This is a genomic window from Actinopolymorpha pittospori (assembly GCF_014873875.1).
Classification (GTDB): Bacteria; Actinomycetota; Actinomycetes; order Propionibacteriales; family Actinopolymorphaceae; genus Actinopolymorpha; species Actinopolymorpha pittospori.
The window spans coordinates 4,100,938-4,118,578 of record NZ_JADBEM010000001.1 but is presented as its reverse complement, the minus strand read 5'-3'; the positions used below and the strand labels follow the sequence as shown (position 1 = coordinate 4,118,578).

General features: G+C 69.2%; 16 protein-coding genes. 4 read left to right on the top strand and 12 right to left on the bottom strand.

What is annotated here, in order from left to right; all coding sequences use genetic code 11:
* Positions 1 to 7 precede the first annotated feature (7 nt).
* The 11 genes from cobM to HEB94_RS19440 all read right to left on the bottom strand — a co-directional run bounded on the left by cobM (position 8) and on the right by HEB94_RS19440 (position 11,575).
* Complete coding sequence (gene cobM, locus HEB94_RS19490; protein ID WP_192751221.1) at positions 8 to 757, bottom strand: precorrin-4 C(11)-methyltransferase; 750 nt, start codon at positions 755 to 757, stop codon at positions 8 to 10.
* Positions 754 to 2,073 (bottom strand): precorrin-6y C5,15-methyltransferase (decarboxylating) subunit CbiE, encoded by a 1,320-nt coding sequence (gene cbiE / locus HEB94_RS53625; protein WP_337917808.1) that lies wholly within the window; start codon positions 2,071 to 2,073, stop codon positions 754 to 756. The genes cobM and cbiE overlap by 4 nt, the downstream gene beginning before the upstream one ends.
* A gap of 80 nt (positions 2,074 to 2,153) precedes the next feature.
* Positions 2,154 to 2,984 carry an ATP-binding cassette domain-containing protein gene (locus HEB94_RS19480; RefSeq protein ID WP_192751220.1) on the bottom strand — a complete coding sequence of 277 codons (831 nt, stop codon included), beginning with the start codon at positions 2,982 to 2,984 and terminating at the stop codon, positions 2,154 to 2,156.
* 4 nt (positions 2,985 to 2,988) lie between these two features.
* A complete protein-coding gene (gene cbiQ, locus HEB94_RS19475; RefSeq protein WP_192751219.1) occupies positions 2,989 to 3,933 on the bottom strand; it encodes a cobalt ECF transporter T component CbiQ in 945 nt (314 codons plus the stop codon).
* On the bottom strand, positions 3,930 to 5,021 hold the full coding sequence (cbiM, locus tag HEB94_RS19470) for a cobalt transporter CbiM (protein WP_192751218.1): 1,092 nt from the start codon (positions 5,019 to 5,021) through the stop codon (positions 3,930 to 3,932). Before cbiM ends, cbiQ begins: the two co-directional genes overlap by 4 nt.
* 166 nt (positions 5,022 to 5,187) lie before the next feature.
* Positions 5,188 to 6,054: an alpha/beta fold hydrolase gene (locus tag HEB94_RS19465; protein WP_192751217.1), complete on the bottom strand. Its 867-nt coding sequence runs from the start codon at positions 6,052 to 6,054 to the stop codon at positions 5,188 to 5,190.
* Positions 6,055 to 6,092: 38 nt separating this feature from the next.
* On the bottom strand, positions 6,093 to 6,965 hold the full coding sequence (locus HEB94_RS19460; protein ID WP_192751216.1) for an SAM-dependent methyltransferase: 873 nt from the start codon (positions 6,963 to 6,965) through the stop codon (positions 6,093 to 6,095).
* Between the two features lie 46 nt (positions 6,966 to 7,011).
* Entirely contained in the window at positions 7,012 to 8,304 is a 1,293-nt protein-coding gene (locus HEB94_RS19455) for an SLC13 family permease (RefSeq protein WP_192751215.1), read from the bottom strand.
* Complete coding sequence (locus HEB94_RS19450; RefSeq protein WP_192751214.1) at positions 8,301 to 8,747, bottom strand: CBS domain-containing protein; 447 nt, start codon at positions 8,745 to 8,747, stop codon at positions 8,301 to 8,303. Before HEB94_RS19450 ends, HEB94_RS19455 begins: the two co-directional genes overlap by 4 nt.
* 229 nt (positions 8,748 to 8,976) lie before the next feature.
* Positions 8,977 to 9,387: a hypothetical protein gene (locus HEB94_RS19445; protein ID WP_192751213.1), complete on the bottom strand. Its 411-nt coding sequence runs from the start codon at positions 9,385 to 9,387 to the stop codon at positions 8,977 to 8,979.
* A gap of 523 nt (positions 9,388 to 9,910) precedes the next feature.
* Complete coding sequence (locus HEB94_RS19440) at positions 9,911 to 11,575, bottom strand: GAF domain-containing protein (RefSeq protein ID WP_192751212.1); 1,665 nt, start codon at positions 11,573 to 11,575, stop codon at positions 9,911 to 9,913.
* A gap of 161 nt (positions 11,576 to 11,736) precedes the next feature.
* On the opposite strand from HEB94_RS19440, the gene HEB94_RS19435 reads away from it, so the two are divergent.
* Positions 11,737 to 12,093 (top strand): hypothetical protein, encoded by a 357-nt coding sequence (locus tag HEB94_RS19435; RefSeq protein WP_192751211.1) that lies wholly within the window; start codon positions 11,737 to 11,739, stop codon positions 12,091 to 12,093.
* Positions 12,094 to 12,132: 39 nt separating this feature from the next.
* On the opposite strand, the gene HEB94_RS19430 is transcribed toward HEB94_RS19435, so the two are convergent.
* The gene (locus HEB94_RS19430; RefSeq protein WP_192751210.1) at positions 12,133 to 13,779 is read right to left on the bottom strand and encodes a GAF domain-containing protein; all 1,647 of its coding nucleotides are present in this window, start codon (positions 13,777 to 13,779) and stop codon (positions 12,133 to 12,135) included.
* A gap of 554 nt (positions 13,780 to 14,333) precedes the next feature.
* Between HEB94_RS19430 and HEB94_RS19425 the strand changes: the two genes are divergently transcribed.
* The 3 genes from HEB94_RS19425 to HEB94_RS19415 all read left to right on the top strand — a co-directional run bounded on the left by HEB94_RS19425 (position 14,334) and on the right by HEB94_RS19415 (position 17,547).
* Positions 14,334 to 15,641, top strand: coding sequence for an ABC transporter substrate-binding protein (locus HEB94_RS19425; protein ID WP_192751209.1), 1,308 nt, complete (start codon positions 14,334 to 14,336; stop codon positions 15,639 to 15,641).
* 9 nt (positions 15,642 to 15,650) lie between these two features.
* The gene (locus HEB94_RS19420; RefSeq protein ID WP_192751208.1) at positions 15,651 to 16,598 is read left to right on the top strand and encodes a carbohydrate ABC transporter permease; all 948 of its coding nucleotides are present in this window, start codon (positions 15,651 to 15,653) and stop codon (positions 16,596 to 16,598) included.
* A 70-nt stretch (positions 16,599 to 16,668) separates the two neighbouring features.
* Entirely contained in the window at positions 16,669 to 17,547 is an 879-nt protein-coding gene (locus HEB94_RS19415) for a carbohydrate ABC transporter permease (protein ID WP_192751207.1), read from the top strand.
* Positions 17,548 to 17,641: the final 94 nt, after the last annotated feature.

Sequence of the window (17,641 nt, the reverse complement as noted above, 5' to 3'; positions counted from 1 at the left end):
CGATCCCTCAAGGAGCTGACCGCTCCCGCTGCGGTGAGTAGAGGTGGCTGTCGCGGAACTGTTCCGCCCCGAGTGACCGGCCGACCATGATGACCGCGGTGCGGAGGATGCCCGCGGCCTTCGTCTGCTCCGCGATGTGACCGAGCGGACCGCGCAGGACGACCTCCTCGGGGCGGCTCGCGTAGGCGACCACGGCGGCCGGGCAGTCGGCTCCGTAGTGGGGCACCAACTCCTCCACCACCCGGTCGACGTACCTCGCGGCCAGATGCAGGACCAGCAGTGCCCCGCTCCGGCCGAGGGTGGCGAGGTCCTCGCCGTCCGGCATCGGGGTGGCGCGGGCCGCGACGCGGGTGAGGATGACCGTCTGACCGACCGTCGGGACGGTCAGCTCCCGCTTCAGGGCGGCCGCGGCGGCGGCGAACGCCGGCACCCCCGGCACCACCTCGTACGGCACCCCTGCCGCGTCCAACCGGCGCATCTGTTCGGCGACGGCGCTGAAGACCGACGGGTCGCCGGAGTGCAGCCGGGCCACGTCGTGGCCCTCCTCGTGCGCCCGGACGAGCTCCGCGGTGATCTGGTCGAGGTCGAGCTGGGCGGTGTCGACCAGGTGCGCGCCCGGTGGACACTCCGCGAGCAGCTCCACGGGGACAAGGCTGCCGGCGTACAGGCACACCTGGCACCTGGCGAGCGTCCGCGCGCCGCGCACCGTGATCAGGTCCGCGGCGCCGGGACCGGCGCCGATGAAGTACACAGTCATCCGTCGACTCCCGCGGGGGTGTGGTCCGGGTGGGCCGCGCGGTCCGGGTCCTTGCGGACGGCCCACTGGGTGACCGGCATGGCCTGCCGCCAGCCGGTGAACCCGCCGACCGGTGCGGCATGCGCGACCGCGAGGCGTACCAGCTCCCCACCGTGGCGGTGGTACCACCGCGCGAGCAGCGCCTCGGACTCCAGCGTCACGGTGTTGGCCACCAGCCGTCCGCCGGCGGGCAGGGCGTCCCAGCAGGCCTCCAGCACACCGGGGACGGTCAGTCCTCCGCCGACGAACACGGCGTCCGGCGCCGCAAGGTCCGCGAGCGCGTCCGGCGCCGACCCGGTGACCACCTGCAGGGTCGGAACGCCGAGCCGTACGGCGTTGCGGACGATGCGTTCGGAGCGGCTCGAATCGCGTTCGACGGTGACGGCGCGACAGGACCGGTGGGTGCGCATCCACTCGATCGCGATGGATCCGGCGCCCCCGCCGACGTCCCACAGGAGCTCACCGGGTGCGGGCGCGAGCGCCGCGAGGGTCGCCGCGCGGACGTGCCGCTTGGTGAGCTGGCCGTCGTGCTCGTACGCGTCGTCGGGCAGGCCGGGTACGGCGCCCAGTCGGCGGGCACCGGGTGCGCGTCGACACTCGACCGCGACGACGTTCAGCGGATCGACGACGTGCGGCAGATCATCGGGTGGCGTTGCCCAGTCCTGCGCCGTCGCGTCGACGTGGCGTTCCCGCGCGCCGCCGAGCTGTTCGAGGACCCGCATCCGGCTCGGCCCGAAGCCGTGCTCGCACAACAGGGCCGCGACCTGCGCCGGGGTGGCCGCGCCGGCACTGAGCACCAGGAGCCGCCGCCCCTCGTGTAGGCCGGCGGCGAGACCCGCGATCGGTCGGCCGACGAGGGTGACGACCTCGATGTCCTCGACCGCCCAGCCGAGCCGCGCGCAGGCGTAGGACACCGAGGACGGATGGGGCAGGACGCGCACCGCGTCGGCCCCGGCCACGTCGCACAGAGCCCGCCCGATGCCGTAGAACATGGGGTCGCCGCTGGCCAGGACGGCGATCCGGCGTCCGGCGTGCGCGGTGAGGATCCTGGGTACGGCGGGTCGCAGCGGAGTCGGCCAGGTCACCCGCTCGCCGGGACACGACGCGGGAAGCAGGGCGAGCTGCCGAGCGCCACCGACCAGCACCTCCGCGTCGTGGAGCGCCGCCCGCGAGGTCGCCGCGAGTCCGTCCCAGCCGTCAGCCCCGATCCCGACGACCGTCACCGTGGGCGGCACCGTGGGCGGCACCGGTGTGGGTGCGGGTGGTGCGGAGCTCACTGCGGGACACCTCGGGCGCGCGGGAGGGGACGGACGCGCACTCTACCGGTCACGTGGACAGGCTTGGCGGTCACGCGACCTCAGCCGCCCTGGGCGCCGACGTCGAGGTGGCTGCGTGGGTGGACGAGGTTGACATCCAGCAGCAGCTGCCGGTCGAGCAGGATCTCGTCGGTGGGGCCGTCGGCGACCACTTGGTGTTCCTCGGAGAAGACGACGCAACGGTCGGCCGTTTCCCGCAGCGCGTCCAGGTCGTGGGTGGCGAGGACGATCGTCTTGCCCACCGCGTGCAACTCACCGATCAGCTCGATCAGCCAGAACTGCGTCCTCGGGTCGAGCGCCGCCGTCGGCTCGTCGAAGAGCAGCACCTCGGGGTTCATCACCAACACCGAGCCGAGCGCCACGCGCTTCTTCTGCCCGCCGGAGAGCTGGAAGGGTGCCCGGTCGGCCAGATCCTCGATGTCGAGCATCGCCAGCACGTCGTCGACGCGCGCCCGCGTCTCCTCGGTGCTCAGCCCGAGCTGGAGACAGCCGAAGGCGATCTCCTCCCGGACGCTGGGCGAGAACACCTGCGCGTCGGAGTGTTGGAAGACGAAACCCACCCGCGACCGGAAGCCCCGGTTGAACTGCTCGTCCTCCAGCTTGTCCTCGGTCACCGTCTCACCGAACGCCGTGAACGTCCCCGAGTCGGGGAAGAGCAGCCCGTCCAGGACCTTGAGCAAGGTGGACTTGCCACACCCGTTGGCACCCAGGAGAGCGACCGTCTCACCGCGGCGTACCCGCAGGTCGACGCCGTCCAGCGCGGTGAACCGGCCGAGGTAGGCGTGCCGCAGATCGCGGCAGTGAAAGAGCGGCTCGCCGTGCTCGGCGGCCTGGTCGGCGGGGTGATCGGCGGGGTGACGGTCGTGCGGCACCGGGTCAGGCTCCCATTCCGTGGTCGACGAGCAGCAGGGCGGCCGCGACCGCCACCACGACGACCGACCAGGCCAGGTCGACTCCGGCGACCTGGAAGCGTTCCAGGGTGCGGGCGTTTCCGACGTACCCGCGGGCGGTCATCGCCTGGTGGACCTCGACGGACAGTTGGTGGGCGCGACCGAACAACGCTCCCGCGCCGGCGGCCACGAAGCGCCGCCCTTCCCGGACGTCGGTCTCCGGACCGAGCGTGCGTGCCTTGCGGGCGGTGTACATGTCGTCCACCGAGTCGAGGAGCAGGAACAGGTAGCGGTAGGCAATGCCGATGGTGAGGACGAACATCCGGGGTACACCGAGCGCGCGGAGCCCGGCCAGCAGCCGCACCCACGGCGTCGTCAACGTCAACAGGACGACCAGCGACACCGACGTCGCCACCCGGAGGATGATCAGAGCGGCTCCGTGCAGGCCCTGCGCGGTGATGCCCTCGACGTGGCCGTGCCAGTGCCACAGCGGGAGAATCACCTCGCCATGGGTGACGATCGACAGGGTGGCCGGCGCCACCACGATGCCGGTGAAGATCGGGACGAACAGCCAGACCCGCTTGAGAAAGAAGCCGACCGACAGCCCTGACCCCGCGGCGAGGGCGACGGTGCCCACGTAGGCGAGCGCGAGCAGCGGAAGCTGGCGCAGGAACGCCACCGCGACGAGAAGCACCAGCGTCGTGACGAGCTTGACGCGCGGGTCGATCCGCTGCAACAGGCCCTTGCGGCCCGCCACGTCCTCGCTGAAGATCGCCTGGCCGACGACTCCTGCCAGGCCGGTGAGCGTCTTGGCCACGAAGCTGCCCTTGCGACGTTTGCCGATGCAGCCACACGGGCACAGCGCGAGCTCTCCTCGCAGCAACCACTGTGGTGTGGTCCCAGGCGACCTGGCCTCGGTCACGGCACTCACTTCGACAACGTCTCCTGGCCGTCCGCCACCCGCTCCGGCTCGTCGAGGTCACGTGCCTCCACCTCGCCACCGCGCAGCCTGCGCAGGCCCCACGCGAGGGCGGCGACCAGGGCCGCGATCACCGCCATGCCCACGACGGCGGACAGGATGTACTGCCACGCGCCGCCGTTCCCGTAACCGGGCAGCAGCGTGTGGCCCCAGAAGTCGGTGTACTTCGCGAGGCCGGTGGGCACCGCGGACAGGTGGTACTTCGCGAGGTCCAGATCTTCGGGCGCGTCCTCACCGAAGGCACCGCCCGGCGCGAGCAGCCCCAGCGGGCTCACGACCGCGAAGATCACCAGGGTCGCGAGACCGGCCTTCACCGGACTGACCGGGCGACGCCGGACCTCCGCGTCGGTCAGCGGGACGTCCGGCGCGTTGATCCGTAGCAACGGGACGTTGGCGCGTTGGAGGTAGGCGACGACGCCGGCGGTGAGGATCGCCTCCACCACCCCGGCCACGACGAGGTGCGCGAGCATCATCGCGGGGATCGTCTGCGCCAGGTGGAACGGCGCGTACAACGGCATCCCGTCAGCACGGTGGAACAGGTCGGGCTGGAGCCCGAACTCCACCGCGGCCGCCAGCGCGGCGGCGTTGAGACCGACGTAGGCGCCGACCGCGCCCGCCACGATCCGCCGCCGCGACGTCAAGGCGGCGTTGCGCGACAGCAGGCGGTAGACGCCGTACGCCACGAACGGCAACACCACGGCCATGTTGAACGCGTTGGCGGGAAAGACCAGCACTCCCCCGTCGCCGAAGAACAGCGCCTGGATCAGCAGGGCGATCGACACCGCGACGCAGCCCGCCCAGGGCCCCAGCAAGATCGCGATCAACCCGCCCCCGACGGCGTGGGCCGTCGTGCCGTCCGGGATCGGGACGTTGAACATCATGATCACGAACGAGAACGCCGCGCCCAGGGCGAGGAGCGGGACGTAACGGCTCTTGACCACCCGGCGCACCCGGCGCGCGGACTGCCACCACATCGGGACCATCGCCACGGTGAACACCGCACTGGTCTGCGGGCTCAGGTAGCCGTCCGGGATGTGCACGAAGATCCCTCCTCGACGCCGCGGCCGGGCGACCGCGAGATGTCGAGGGCCCATTCTTGTCGCAATATGTTTGCAATTACAAACCCGCCGCATCTTGTGATCGGGCGGGCACGGAGGGAATCCCAAGAAACTCCCAACCAGGTAAATTCCTCGCCGCGTCCAACCGTCACGACGCTACGAAGCGCGAGATCCGCTCGGCGATGGCGGGATAGTCGCTGCCCAGCCAGATGAAGTGGCTCGCTGCCTCACTCGCCACCAGCACGGCGTTCGGAATCCGTCCGACGAGCGACTCGGCGTGCGCGAACGGCACGGAGCCGTCCTTGCGACTCGCGACGACCAGCGTCGGCTGGCTGATCTCCAGCCCGTCAGCACCGACCTGGCGAAGGTCGTTCAGGAAACCCCGCCCCGACCGCATCCGGGAGAACAGCCAACGCAGCAGGTCCCGATGCTCGGTGCCGAGACTCGCGAAAGCGACGTTCACCGGTTCGCTGGACAGGTCACCCACCAGCGTCCGGAGGCCGAGCGCGGGCACGTGGCGCATCATGGCTGCCACGGCCGCCCACGTCGCGCGTTCGGTCACCGGGTTGAAGGCGACGGAAGCCATCAGCCGAGTACGCGGGTCCGGCCAGGGCAGGAAACCCACCGAACTCTGCAGGATCAGCCGTCGGACAAGCTCCGGGTGCCGCGCGGCCATCGCCATCGCGGTCCGTCCTCCCGCCGAGACGCCCACCACGGCGTCCACGCCTTCGATGCCGAGGTGGCGGCACAACTCCCGGCTGGCATCGGCGAACCCGGCCGGAGATCTGCCGGTGCCGACGGGCGTCCGCCCGTATCCGGGGCGGGACGGCACCAGCACCGTGCACCCGAGTTCCGCGAAGACCTCCTCGCCCAAGGGGAGCCCGGCCCGCATGTGACCACCGTGGAACACCAGCACGGACGTCTCGCCACGTCGCTCCAGCCGGTACTCCACCACCCCCGCGTCGAGTCGCGCCACCGCCGTCTCGCGTTCCACCCCGCCGTCGAGACCTTCCATAGGCCTTCCTCTCCCAAAGGATCCGGGTCCCGACGACGTCACAGCTTCTCGGCGTGCACGGATCGCTCGATCTCCGAGACCGGCAGCGCGCGTCCGGTCGGCTCGACGTAGCGGGCGCGTAGGCACATCCCGGAGAGCTGTTCGACCTCCCGCCAGCCGTACTCCGCGAGGAAGGCGCCGACCCCCTCCGGGGCGAGGCCGAACCGCCACAACCGCCTCCTGACGCAGAACTCCTGGTACGCCGGCTCCGCGGCGTAGAAGTGCAAGCCGTCCAGGAAGTCCCTGCGGACGAAGGTGAATACGAGCCGGCTTCCGGCGGCGGCACTCGCGAGTGCCGACAGTGTCCTTCGAACGCCATCCTCGCTGAGGTACTGGGTCACGCCCTCCCACGAGAAGAACGCCTTCCACGCCGGCTCGTAACCGTGGGCTGCGAGGACCTCCATGAGGTCCGCGGAGTCGAGGTCGATCGGCACCAGACTGACGTGGTGGGGCACGCGACCGAACACGGCGGTGAGCCTGGCCCGCTTGTACGCGATGTTCTCGGGCAGGTCCACCTCGAAGACCCGACAGCGCTGCAACTCCGGGTGCCGGTACGCCAGCGTGTCCAGGCCGGCGCCGAGGACGACGACGGCCTCGATCCCGGCCACCAGCGCCTCCTGGAGGGTGTCGTCGACATAGCGCTTCCGGCACAGCAGGCTGGCGGTCAGTCCGCGCCCCTTCCCTTCGGTCACCCTGATCAGCAAGTCGCCGATCGGACGCCACCGCGTCGATGCCGCGAGCCACCGGGCCGCGCCGGGGAGCAGCCTGCGGGCCAACCCGTCCTGGACCAGGCGTTCGGGCACGGGTCGGTACTGTTCCGCCGCCACCAGGGCCATCGGCCCGATCGCAGTTCGCGCGGCCTGCCTTCGCACGGCTTCCTTCCTTCCGTTGCAGTGTGTCGATACTTCCCGGCCGGTGTCAGAGGAGGTAGCGGAACCAGAGGTACGGCACGGCCAGCGCGATGGTGACCGCCGTGACGACCAGGCCGTAGCGGGTGAACTCCCAGAAGGAGATGGGACGGCCCGCCTTCTCGGCGAGACCGAGCATCACGACGTTGGCCGAGGCACCGATGGCGGTGGCGTTGCCGCCCAGGTCGGCACCGAGGGCGAGCGCCCACCACAGCACCTGCCCACGTGCTCCGGCGTCACTGGCCGAGACGAGGTCCGCGACGATCGGCGACATGGTGGCGACGTAGGGGATGTTGTCGACGATGGCCGACAGGCCCGCCGACCCCCAGAGCAGCACCATGGTCGCCACGCCGAGCCGGTCGGCCATGGCGTCGGTGGCCGCCTTGGCGACCGTGTCGATCACACCGGTCGCCGACAGGCCACCCACCATGACGAACAGTGCGGCGAAGAACGCCAGCGTGGGCCACTCGACGTCGCGGACCACCTCGGCGGCGTCGAGTCGCGACAGCGCCAACAACGCCAGTCCACCAACCAGAGCCACCACCGAGGGCTCCAGGTGCAGGATCGTGTGGGTCACGAACGCCAGCAGCACCACTCCCAGCACGGCCAGCGAAACCATGAGCAGACGTGCGTCGCGGATGGCGTCGCGTTCGCGAAGCTCCATCACCGACGCCGCCCGCTCCGCGTCCACCTGGAACGCCGAACGGAACAGCACGCGGCACAGGCCGATGAAGACCACCAGCACCACAACGACGAACGGTGCCAGGTGAATCAGAAAGTCGTTGAAGGTGAGCCCGGCGCGCGAGGCGATGATGATGTTGGGCGGATCACCGATCAGCGTCGCCGTACCCCCGATGTTGGAGGCCATCACCTCCGCGATGAGGTACGGCGCCACCGGCACACCGAGCCGACCACAGACCAGAAACGTCACCGGCGCGATCAGCAGCACGGTGGTGACGTTGTCCAGGGCCGCCGAGGCCAGGCCGGTGACCAGGACGAGGATGACCATGACCCGGAACGGCTGACCGCGGGCACGTTTGACCGCCCAGATCGCGAGGAACTCGAACAGCCCCGTCCGTTTGAGAACCGCGACGATCAGCATCATCCCGATCAGCAGGAAGATGACGTTCCAGTCGATACCCGAGTGTGGGGAGAAGAAAGCGTGATCGGGGTCGGTGATGCCGAGCACGAGCATGACGCAGGCGCCGCCGATGGCGGCGGCCAGCCGGTGCACCCACTCAGTCGCGATCAGCACATAGGCCAGGGCGAAGACCGCGATCGCGATCCAGGCGGTGGCGCTCACGTCGCCAGCATCCGGTCCAGCAGCGCGTCCAGGGTGACCACCCCGGACAGGGAACCGCTGACGTCGACGACGGCCACCAACGGACTACGGGTGCGTGCCATCAACGCGGCGATCTCCAGGACCGTCGCGTCGGAGTCGACCACCGGAAGCTCACGCGGCCGTTCAGGCAGACACTCCGCCACCGTTCGGTCAGCCAACTCCCGCAGAAAGACGTCGGCGTGCGCCTCGTCGACCACCCGCGCGAGCGCCGGATCCTCCTGGCAGTAGGCCGGGACGCCGAGCCGCAGCACCTGCGTCCCCGGCAGCACCGTGACCGGCCTGCCCCTGTGATCCACCACCACCAGACCCGGCAGGTTCTCCCCCGCCAACAGCCGTGCCGCCTCGATCGCCGCACTGTCCACTCTTACGGTCGGGTAGTCGGCAGCCAGATCTCGTGCCCTCACGGGAAGCTCCTCTCACTCGGCGTCGCTGAACGACGCCGACCAGGCTTCCCGGCACACCAGTGACGGAGTTTATCCCAGAACTCTCGCGGCAGGCGCTGCCCGAGGGGGCGATCAGGTGAGTTCGATCATCTCCCGCGGCGGGATCCATGGCGGGAGTAGAGCCACTCCGATCCCCACACCATGGCTGCCCACACCGCCAGGACCGCGACCACGAGGACGAACCTGCCCATCAGTCCGCGTCCAGGTCCGCTCGCCGGCGCAGCCGGTACCTGACCAGTTCGGAGAGGCCGACCGTCGCCCCCACCAGCGCCGCGATCCGCAGACCGCCGAGCGCGACCGAACCCGGCGACGCCTCTCCCCACTGCACCACCAACTCGATGAGCAACCCGTCCAGCAACGCCACCACCGCGGCGGGGAGACGGGGCAGAGCCGAGCCGACGACCATCAAGGCGACCGCGAGAAGAAGGTACGCACCGACGAAGGGCATCGCCGCGACCGCGACCAGGACGCTGACCAGGGCTCCGGCGAGGAGTCCGTGGACGAGAATGACCGGCCACGGCTGGTATCTGCGCGCCGGACGTGGCGGCTGCCAACCACCCGTCCGGAAGACGCGACGCGGCTCCACGGCTCCCCCACGCATCACCGTCTCCGACGGCCGGGGGTAAAGGCTGGGAACGACGCGACCGGGATCGCGATCATCGTGACCTCCCGCGAAACTCCGGCGGCATGCCGGTAGGACAAGCAGCAGGCCTTCATCCAACTCACACCACGCCCGAGGAGCGACGGCCTTGACGGATCCCTGATGGATCCCTGACGGCAAAGTGCGGTTTCCTCACCGAGCCGGGCGTCACCCGGTGGCGGGGCGCGGGTTGCCGCGTCCGGCGCTTGGCCGCCATGGCGCGGCAACCCGCGGGTGAGGCCACTCACCTCAGTGACACCATCGGCGGCCGGGCGGGACGACGACTACCCGCTACCAGATGGTGGGCCCGCCGCCGGTAGATGGCACTGGCCCCGCCGGCGAGCCCACGTCCACAGTCTCACCGCGCCGCGTCGCTGTCACCCACACGAGCGTGAGCATCTTCCCATCAAAGGGGCGCGAGCCTCGACGGACCGACGGCGTTGTCGTCACGACCGTCGTCGCTGGGAAACCGACGAGATCGCTCCTAGGGTCCGGTGTGCGCCGGCAACGGGATGCTCCACCGGACGGTTGTCCCACCCGCGGGGCGAGGCCTGGACGAGCAGGAACCTCCCAGGCGTCGCGCCCTGTCCCGTAGCTGGTGCAACGCGTTGGAGGGCATCGCGGGTTCGTCCACCGTGCCGTCGTCGGTCACCGTCACGTTGAGCTGGTTCTCCGCGACCTCCACCGCGACCTCGACAAGCTGCGAACCCTGGTGGGCGGCCGCGTTGTGCAGCGCCTCTCGCACCGCCATGACGAGTTCGTGCGCGATGCTGGGACGCAGGCTACGGTCGACGGCGCCATGGACGACGAGCCGTGGCGTGAATCCGAGGATGACCCGCGCGGCATCGATCTCCTCCAGGACCTGCACGCTCGCCAGACGCTGTTCTGTCGGTTCCTCCAGGTGATGCGGGAAGATCGAGGAGCGGATCTGGCGGGTGGTCTCATCGAGATGGTCGATCGCCTCGTTGAGTCGATGTTGGACGTCGGGCTGGGCGAGGATGCCCGCGGCACCGTGCAGGTGTGTGCCGATCGCGAACAGCCGCTCCAGCACACCGTCGCGCAGGTCGCCTGCCACCCGCTCTCTGTCGTCGAGTACCTGCTCCCGCTCCTGGAGTTGGCGGAGCGCGAGTGCCGCGTGGTTGGCGAAGACCTCCACGGCCTGCGCCTCGGCGATCGCCGTCCGCTCGTAGGGGGAGCCGTGGCGCCACGCGACGATCAGCGTGCCGAGGACCTCGCCACCGGCCGTGAGCGGCAGATACATCCCGGGCCCCAGAACGGACATCGCCTCGGAGACGACGGGTGGCGGGCCGAAGCCGTCCTCGAGGGTGATGTTCGGGCTCACCACACTGACGCCGGTCTCGATGACGGCGGCGGCGTAGCCCACCCGTGGTACCGGATGTCCGACGAGGTAGTCCAGGCCGAGGCCCTCGACCGCCTCGAACACGAGCAGGTCCTCCGGATAGGCGGGATGGGCCGCCGTGATCGCGACGTAGTCGGCTCCGGAGACCTGGCGTACCTTCCTCGCCATCATGCGAAGGGCCTCGTGCCGGTCCATCTCACCCAGCAACAGGCGGGTGCTCTCCAGGCTCGCCGACAGCCACTGTTGACGGCGGGTGTGGCTGCTGAGCAGCTGGGCGTTCTCCACCGCCGCCGCGGCGGCCGTGGCCAGCGCCGACACGGCCGCCACATCGCTCTCGGTGAACTCGCGGACGCCCTGTTTGTTCATCAGATAGAGCTGGCCGTACGCCCGCTCGCGCAGATTGACAGGAACCGCGAGCACGCTGGTGATCGACGACTCATACGTCGGCAGCTGGCGGCTCTCCCTGTGCTCCGCGAGATCGGCGATGCGTTGCGGCCGAGGCGACTTGGCCAGTACGTCATGGATCTCACGAAGCTCCGGAAACCGTTCGGAGAAGCCACCGTCGGAACAGAGGAGTCCGCAGGTGAACAGACCGTTCACCGCTCCGTCCTCCGCCGTGAGCGCCAACAGCCCGAAGCGGGCCCGGACCAGATGCGCGGCGGATTCCAGCAGCTGTTCGAGATAGCGGGTGGCGGCCGAGGGGAAATCGACGCCGACGCGGTCCTGCGCGACGGTCGATTCCGCCGCACCCGCGTTCGGCCCCCTTCCGGACTCTTCAGCTCCGGCCACGTGTTTCAGCGTAATAGGTCCATGCGGTCATCGACGTTCGGCCGTTATCGCACCAGCCGCGGCATCGGCGAGCGATGTCCGGTTTCACCTGCGGCGTAGGGGTGCCCGTCGTAGGTGCCGGTCACCACCGCGCCGTAGCGTGGGAGGAGGGGAAGAGACTGATGACCAGTTGGGTAGCTCGGGTCGAGTGGCGCGACGGAAGCGCCATGTCGGACATCGATCTGCTCTCCATCGCCGCGGCACTGTCCTCCTACAACACCTCCGTAGGTCGAGAGCATGAGATCGGAAGGGTCTCGGCGTCACTCTCCCTCGAGGCGAGCACCCTCAGGCAAGCCGCGGTTGACGCCCTGCGAATCGTCCGCGGCGCGGTTCTTGACGCCGGACGTCCTTTCCATCCCGTTGGCGTCGAGGTCGTGGACGAGCCCACCTTCGTAGCCCGCCTCGCCCAATCCGCCAGTCCGCCGCGGGTGGGTTACGCCGAGGTCTCGGGCCTGGACGCACATCCGGACCCGCCCTGACCCCTGACGCGCTCCAGCTCCGGAGCAGCTCCCCCACCACTACCGGGGGCCGGACGCCCGCGGGATGGTCAGCGGTACCTTCCACTCCACGACCGTGGTGCCGGGAGTCGCGCCCTGCCGTACGCCACAGGACCCGCCGAGTCGTTCCGATCTCGCCCGGAGCTGGCCCAGCGCCCCGGGGGTTGGCTGCTGTTCCCGCTGCCGACCGTCGTCGCTCACCAGGACGCTGACCTGGCTGGCGGTCACCGTCACGTCGACCTCGACGCTGCTCGGCGCCTCGTGGCTCGCAGCGTTGACCAGCGCCTCGCGGAGACCTCCCGCGAGCTCACGTCCCAGGTAGGGCGGAAGGTCGCGGTCCAGCGATCCGTGGATGATCAGGCGTGGAGTGAAACCGAAGGTGGTGCGGGCCGCGTCGATCTCGTCGATCATCAGATCGCTGGCCGGACGCGGCTCCGACGTCTCTGCCTGGTCCAGGGTGGAGATCGCCGAACGCAGTTGCTGGTTGGTGTCGCGCAGTTCGTCGATCGCGTCGTTGACCCGATCCCGGGCGTCACGCTCGGAGATCATCGCGACGGTGCCGAGAAGATGGGCGTCGACGGCGAAGAGCCGACCGACCGTGACCTCGCGGAGGTCATGGGCGATCCGGTCCCGGTCCTCCATCACCAGGCTTCGCGCCTGAACCTCCTGCAGGGCCAGGGCCACCTGGCCGGCGATCATCTCCACCATCCGAACCTCGGTGGGAGCGACGTGGTCGTCGGACGCGCCACGCCGCCATCCGATGATGAGGACACCGAACACCCTCCCCGCCGCGGCGAGCGGGAGATACATGCCCGGCCCCAGCACCGACAGCGCCTTGGCCACCGGCGCCGGCGGGTCGAAGTCCGGCTCCTCGGTGATCCGGGGACTGACCACACCCTCGCCGGTCGCCGCGACCCGGGCGGTTATGCCCTGGAGCCGTCCGGGCGTTCCGGCGAGGTGACCCATGTCGAGACCGTCCACCGCCTCGAACGCGATCGCGCCCCCCTGGTAGGCGTCGTCGAGGAGCACGAAGGCGGCGTAGTCGGCGGCGGCGACCCCTCGTAGCAGCCGGACCGCGACCCGCGCGGCCTGGATGCGTCCCACGTCGCTGAGCAGGACCCGCGTCATCTCCAGCGCCGCCTCCAACCACTGCTGGCGGCGCTGCTCGACGCGGAACAGCCGGGCGTTCTCGATCGCGGCGGCCGCGGCGGTCGCCATCGCGAGCACCGGCTCCTCGTCCTCACCCGTGAAGGCACGCGGTCCGCGTTTGTTCGCAAGATAGAGACAGCCAAGGGGCTGTTCGTCCAGATAGATCGGCGCACCGATCAGGTTGGTGAGTACCGACGAACGCGGTGGAAGAGCGTGGGCGGCGCGATACCGGTCGATGTCCTCGATGCACGACAGGCCGGTCAACTCAGGGAGATCGTCGATGCTGTCGAGCGCGCGGAGTTCGCGTGTTCTGTCAGGCTCCTCCGGAAAGCCGAAGGTGACGAACGTCGAGACGTGTTCGCCGGGAATGCTCGCGATCAGGATGGCGAACTGGGCAGACACCTGCTCGGCCGCCGACTCGACGATCGAACGCAGGGTCAGGGCCAGGTCGGGAGCGAGCCCATCGGTGAGTGGGGCGACCGTGGAGCGGCTCCCGCCGGATTCTCCGGCGCCGGGCACCGCTTCATCGTAGTCGCAGCGCTTCATGGTGGTCGCAGCGCCGACGGCGGCTCATCGCTCGTCGAGACGCGCGCGACGTTGCCAATCCGAAGGTGGTCGAGGCGTGGACGACCGATGGGGGAGCAGCGCTTGCGCGATGCGGGTTTCTCCTGCCCGAGACCGCGAACCCGACCGACATCGGCCACCTGGGCCGCAGGTCGTGTCGGTCCGTCTGCCCCGCGGCCGATCGAGGACACCCGCTCCCGCCTGACTCCTGGACCAGCTCCTGCCTCGCTCGCACGGCGTGCCCGGGTTCGGCCACCCTCGCATCCGAAACTTGCTGCCCTCCGACGGGTCTGGTTAAGCTCCAAACGATTCGCATGGGTGGATGGGATTCACCTATGCGAAAGGGCGGCCAGAGTTGGCCGCATCCGCAACGCGTCCTTGCCGAAGCCCCGCCGAAGCGGCTTAGGGCATGACGTGCGCCGCAAGCCATCTCCTCGCGGGGGTGGTTCATGCCGGTCGCCGACCACGTCCAGTTCGTAAGAGACGCCAATCCAAGGGATGTTTTCGCCATGACACTGCCCGCACCGACGAGTCGTCGAAGTGTCCTCAAGAGCATCGCCCTTCTCACCGGATCCCTCGCCGCGGCCCCGGTTGTCGCGGCCTGTGGCGGTGGCGGCGGAGACCGGGCCTCGGCCAAGACCCTCACGGTCATGAACTGGGATCCACCCACTGGAACGCCCTGGAACGACGCGTTCGAGAAGTTCACCGCCAAGACCGGGATCGAGATCAAGATCCAGTACACGCCCACGATGACGAACTACTGGGCGAAGACCCGCGCACTGTTGGGATCCGGCGATCCGCCCGACCTGATGCGTGTGGACGACGACAACATTCCCAACTACGGTGCCACCGGCCAGCTGACCGATCTGGCGACGTATCTCAAGCGGGACAAGCTGGATCGCAGTGACTACTTCCCAGCGGTCTACGACATGGGCCGGCAGGCCGACGGCACCGTGCCCGCGTGGAGCGTGGGCATCCAACCTCGCGTCATCTTCTACAACCGCACGATGTTCGAGAAGGCGGGAGTGGAGCTGCCGCCGACCACCTGGACCGCCGACGGCTGGACCTGGGACGACTTCCTCGACCGCGCCCGCCGCCTCACCAAGCAGGGCCAGTGGGGCGCGGCGATCGTCCAGGACACGGGTTACGAAGTGGTCCACCCCGTCAACAACGGCGGTGACGGTCCGTTCTCGGCGGATGGAAAGCGCTTTACTCTCGCTGGCCCGGAAGGGCTCGACGCTGTCCAGCGCGTGGCCGACCTGACCTGCGCCGCCCACGTACAGCCCGACTGGGCATCCCTCAAGCAGGACCAGCGTTCCAACCAGATGTTCGTCGCCGGCCAGCTCGCCATGGTCGAGGCGACCTCGACGTTCACGTCGTACGCCAGTCAGAACGTCAAGAACTTCGACTGGGACATCGCACCCATCCCGGCGATGAAGCAGCAGATGACCTACGGCAGCCAGCTGACCTGGTGCATCCCCAAGCGGGCGGCGAATCCGGACGGGGCGTGGGAGCTGCTCCGGTTCCTCTCCGAGGGCGAGGGGGCGGAGAACTTCGCGAGGACCAACTACTTCGTTCCGGGTGCGCGCAAGGCAGCGGCACTCCTCAAGCCCAGCGACAAGCCGCCGGCGCACGTCGGCCTGTTCGTCGACGCGGCCGACAAGTCGGTGTTGCCCGGCAAGATCAAGGGCGCCGAAGGCGCGAAGAACATCTATCGCCCCGTGCTCGACGACGTTTACAACTGCAAGACGAAGGCCGCGGACGCTCTGCCTCCGCTGCGGGCCAAGGTCGAGCAGGCCATGCGTGGAAGTAGTTGAGCTGGTGCCATGACGACACAGACGACGACCAGGAGCGGTCTCCGGCACCGAAGGGAACCACCGGCTCGCCGTGGCGGCGGTTTCGCGGCACGACGGGAGGCGATGTTCGGCTACCTCTTCGTCGCCCCCGTCGTGGCGGGGATCGCGGTCTTCCAGCTCTACCCGATCCTGATGACGACCGTCACGTCACTCACGGACTGGGACGGAATCTCTCCCCGCCACTTCGTCGGACTGCGCAACTACACGACGCTGCTCTTCTCCGACGAACTGTTCCATCGGATCGTCCGGAACACCTTCGTCTTCATGGCCGGCGCGATCCCCCTCACGACCCTCCTCGCGCTCGTGCTGGCTCTGCTCTGCAACCGCAGACTGCCGGCGATGGGCGTCTTCCGGCTGGCGTTCTTCGTTCCGTACGTCGCGAACTCGGTGGCCGTCGGCTTCGTGTGGTACTGGTTCTACGCTCCCGACAACGGCGTCCTCAACGGCCTCCTCGCGATGGTGGGCATCCAGGGCACCTCCTGGCTCGCCCAGTCGGGTTGGGCGATGGTCGCCCTCATCGTGGCGAGCGTGTGGCAGGGCGTCGGCTATCCGATGGTCGTGTTCCTCGCCGGCCTGCAGGGCATTCCGGACACGTTGTACGCCGCGGCCAAGGTCGACGGAGCAGGCGCCTGGCGCAGGCTGTGGCACGTCACCCTCCCACTCCTCACACCCTCGACGTTCTTCGTTCTCATCACGCAGTTCATCGGGACGTTCCAGGTCTTCGGCATCGTCTTCGTGATGACGCAGGGCGGCCCGAACAACGCGACCAACGTCTTCATGCTGAACCTCTACCAGACCGCGTTCGGTGCCGGGAAGGTCGGCTACGCCAGTGCGATGGCGTGGATCATGTTCGCCGTCATCGCCGCGGCCACCGTGATCCAGTGGAAGCTTCAGCGCCGCTGGGTCCACTACGACTAGGAGCTGTGACAGGCCGTAGGACAAGCCGTACGAGAGCCCTGATCCAACGAGTCGAAGGAGAACACCGACGATGTCGGCGACGAGCGAGCCCGCGCTCGCGAGGTCGTTCAGCACCGCCGCGGGAAGATCGGTGCTCGGACGGGCCGCGACCGTGGCCTACTACCTCGCGATGATCCTGCTGGCGCTGGGATTTCTGTTACCGCTCATCTGGATGGTCAGCTCGTCACTCAAACCCGAGGCGGACGTCTTCACCGTGCCGCCGAAGTTCGTGCCGAGCACCGTCACCATGGCCAACTACGCCCAGGCGTGGGAGGTGATCCTGCCGTACTTCCTCAACAGTGTGAAGGTCGCGGCGCTCAGCGTGGTGGGCCTGCTGGTGACCGCGCCGCTGGCCGGCTACGCGTTCGCGCGGCTGCGGTTTCGGGGCCGGGACACGTTGTTCCTGTTGCTGCTCGGCAGCTCGCTGATTCCGCACGTCGCCTACCTCATCCCGCAGTACATCGTGTTCCGTGACGTCGGCTGGCTGGACACGCAGTACCCGCTGTGGGTTCCGCGCGCGTTCACGCCGATCTTCGGCACCTTCCTGCTGCGGCAGTTCTTCAAGTCGCTGCCGCAGGAACTCGAGGACGCCGCGAAGGTCGACGGCGCGGGCACGCTCACGATCTACTGGCGGATCATGCTGCCACTCGCCAAGCCGGCACTGGCCGCGGTGGGCATCTTCACCTTCGTGGAGTCCTGGAACGACCTGCTCGGGCCGCTCATCTTCATCAACTCACCCGAGTTGCAGACCCTCCCGGTCGCCCTCGCGTTGTTCCAGGGACAGTTCTTCACCCAGGTGAGCGCACTGATGGCGGCGGCGACGATGACGATCGTGCCGGTCCTGCTGGTCTTCGCGTTCTGCCAGCGTTACTTCATCGAAGGGCTCGCCTCCACCGGCCTGAAGGCCTGAGCGAGCGGGGGCGTGGGCGCCACCCGCGACTGGTTTCGGCCACCGCGAGCCCTTGCGCCCACGCGTCCCGGCGCGTGTTGTCGAGGAGACAGCC

Bases quoted from the DNA above. Each gene is read 5' to 3' on its own strand.
- cobM (WP_192751221.1), bottom strand. From the start codon at position 757: ATGACTGTGTACTTCATCGGCGCCGGTCCCGGCGCCGCGGACCTGATC.
- HEB94_RS19415 (WP_192751207.1), top strand. From the start codon at position 16,669: ATGTCGGCGACGAGCGAGCCCGCGCTCGCGAGGTCGTTCAGCACCGCC.
- HEB94_RS19465 (WP_192751217.1), bottom strand. From the start codon at position 6,054: ATGGAAGGTCTCGACGGCGGGGTGGAACGCGAGACGGCGGTGGCGCGA.
- HEB94_RS19420 (WP_192751208.1), top strand. From the start codon at position 15,651: ATGACGACACAGACGACGACCAGGAGCGGTCTCCGGCACCGAAGGGAA.
- HEB94_RS19445 (WP_192751213.1), bottom strand. From the start codon at position 9,387: ATGCGTGGGGGAGCCGTGGAGCCGCGTCGCGTCTTCCGGACGGGTGGT.
- HEB94_RS19435 (WP_192751211.1), top strand. From the start codon at position 11,737: ATGACCAGTTGGGTAGCTCGGGTCGAGTGGCGCGACGGAAGCGCCATG.
- HEB94_RS19425 (WP_192751209.1), top strand. From the start codon at position 14,334: ATGACACTGCCCGCACCGACGAGTCGTCGAAGTGTCCTCAAGAGCATC.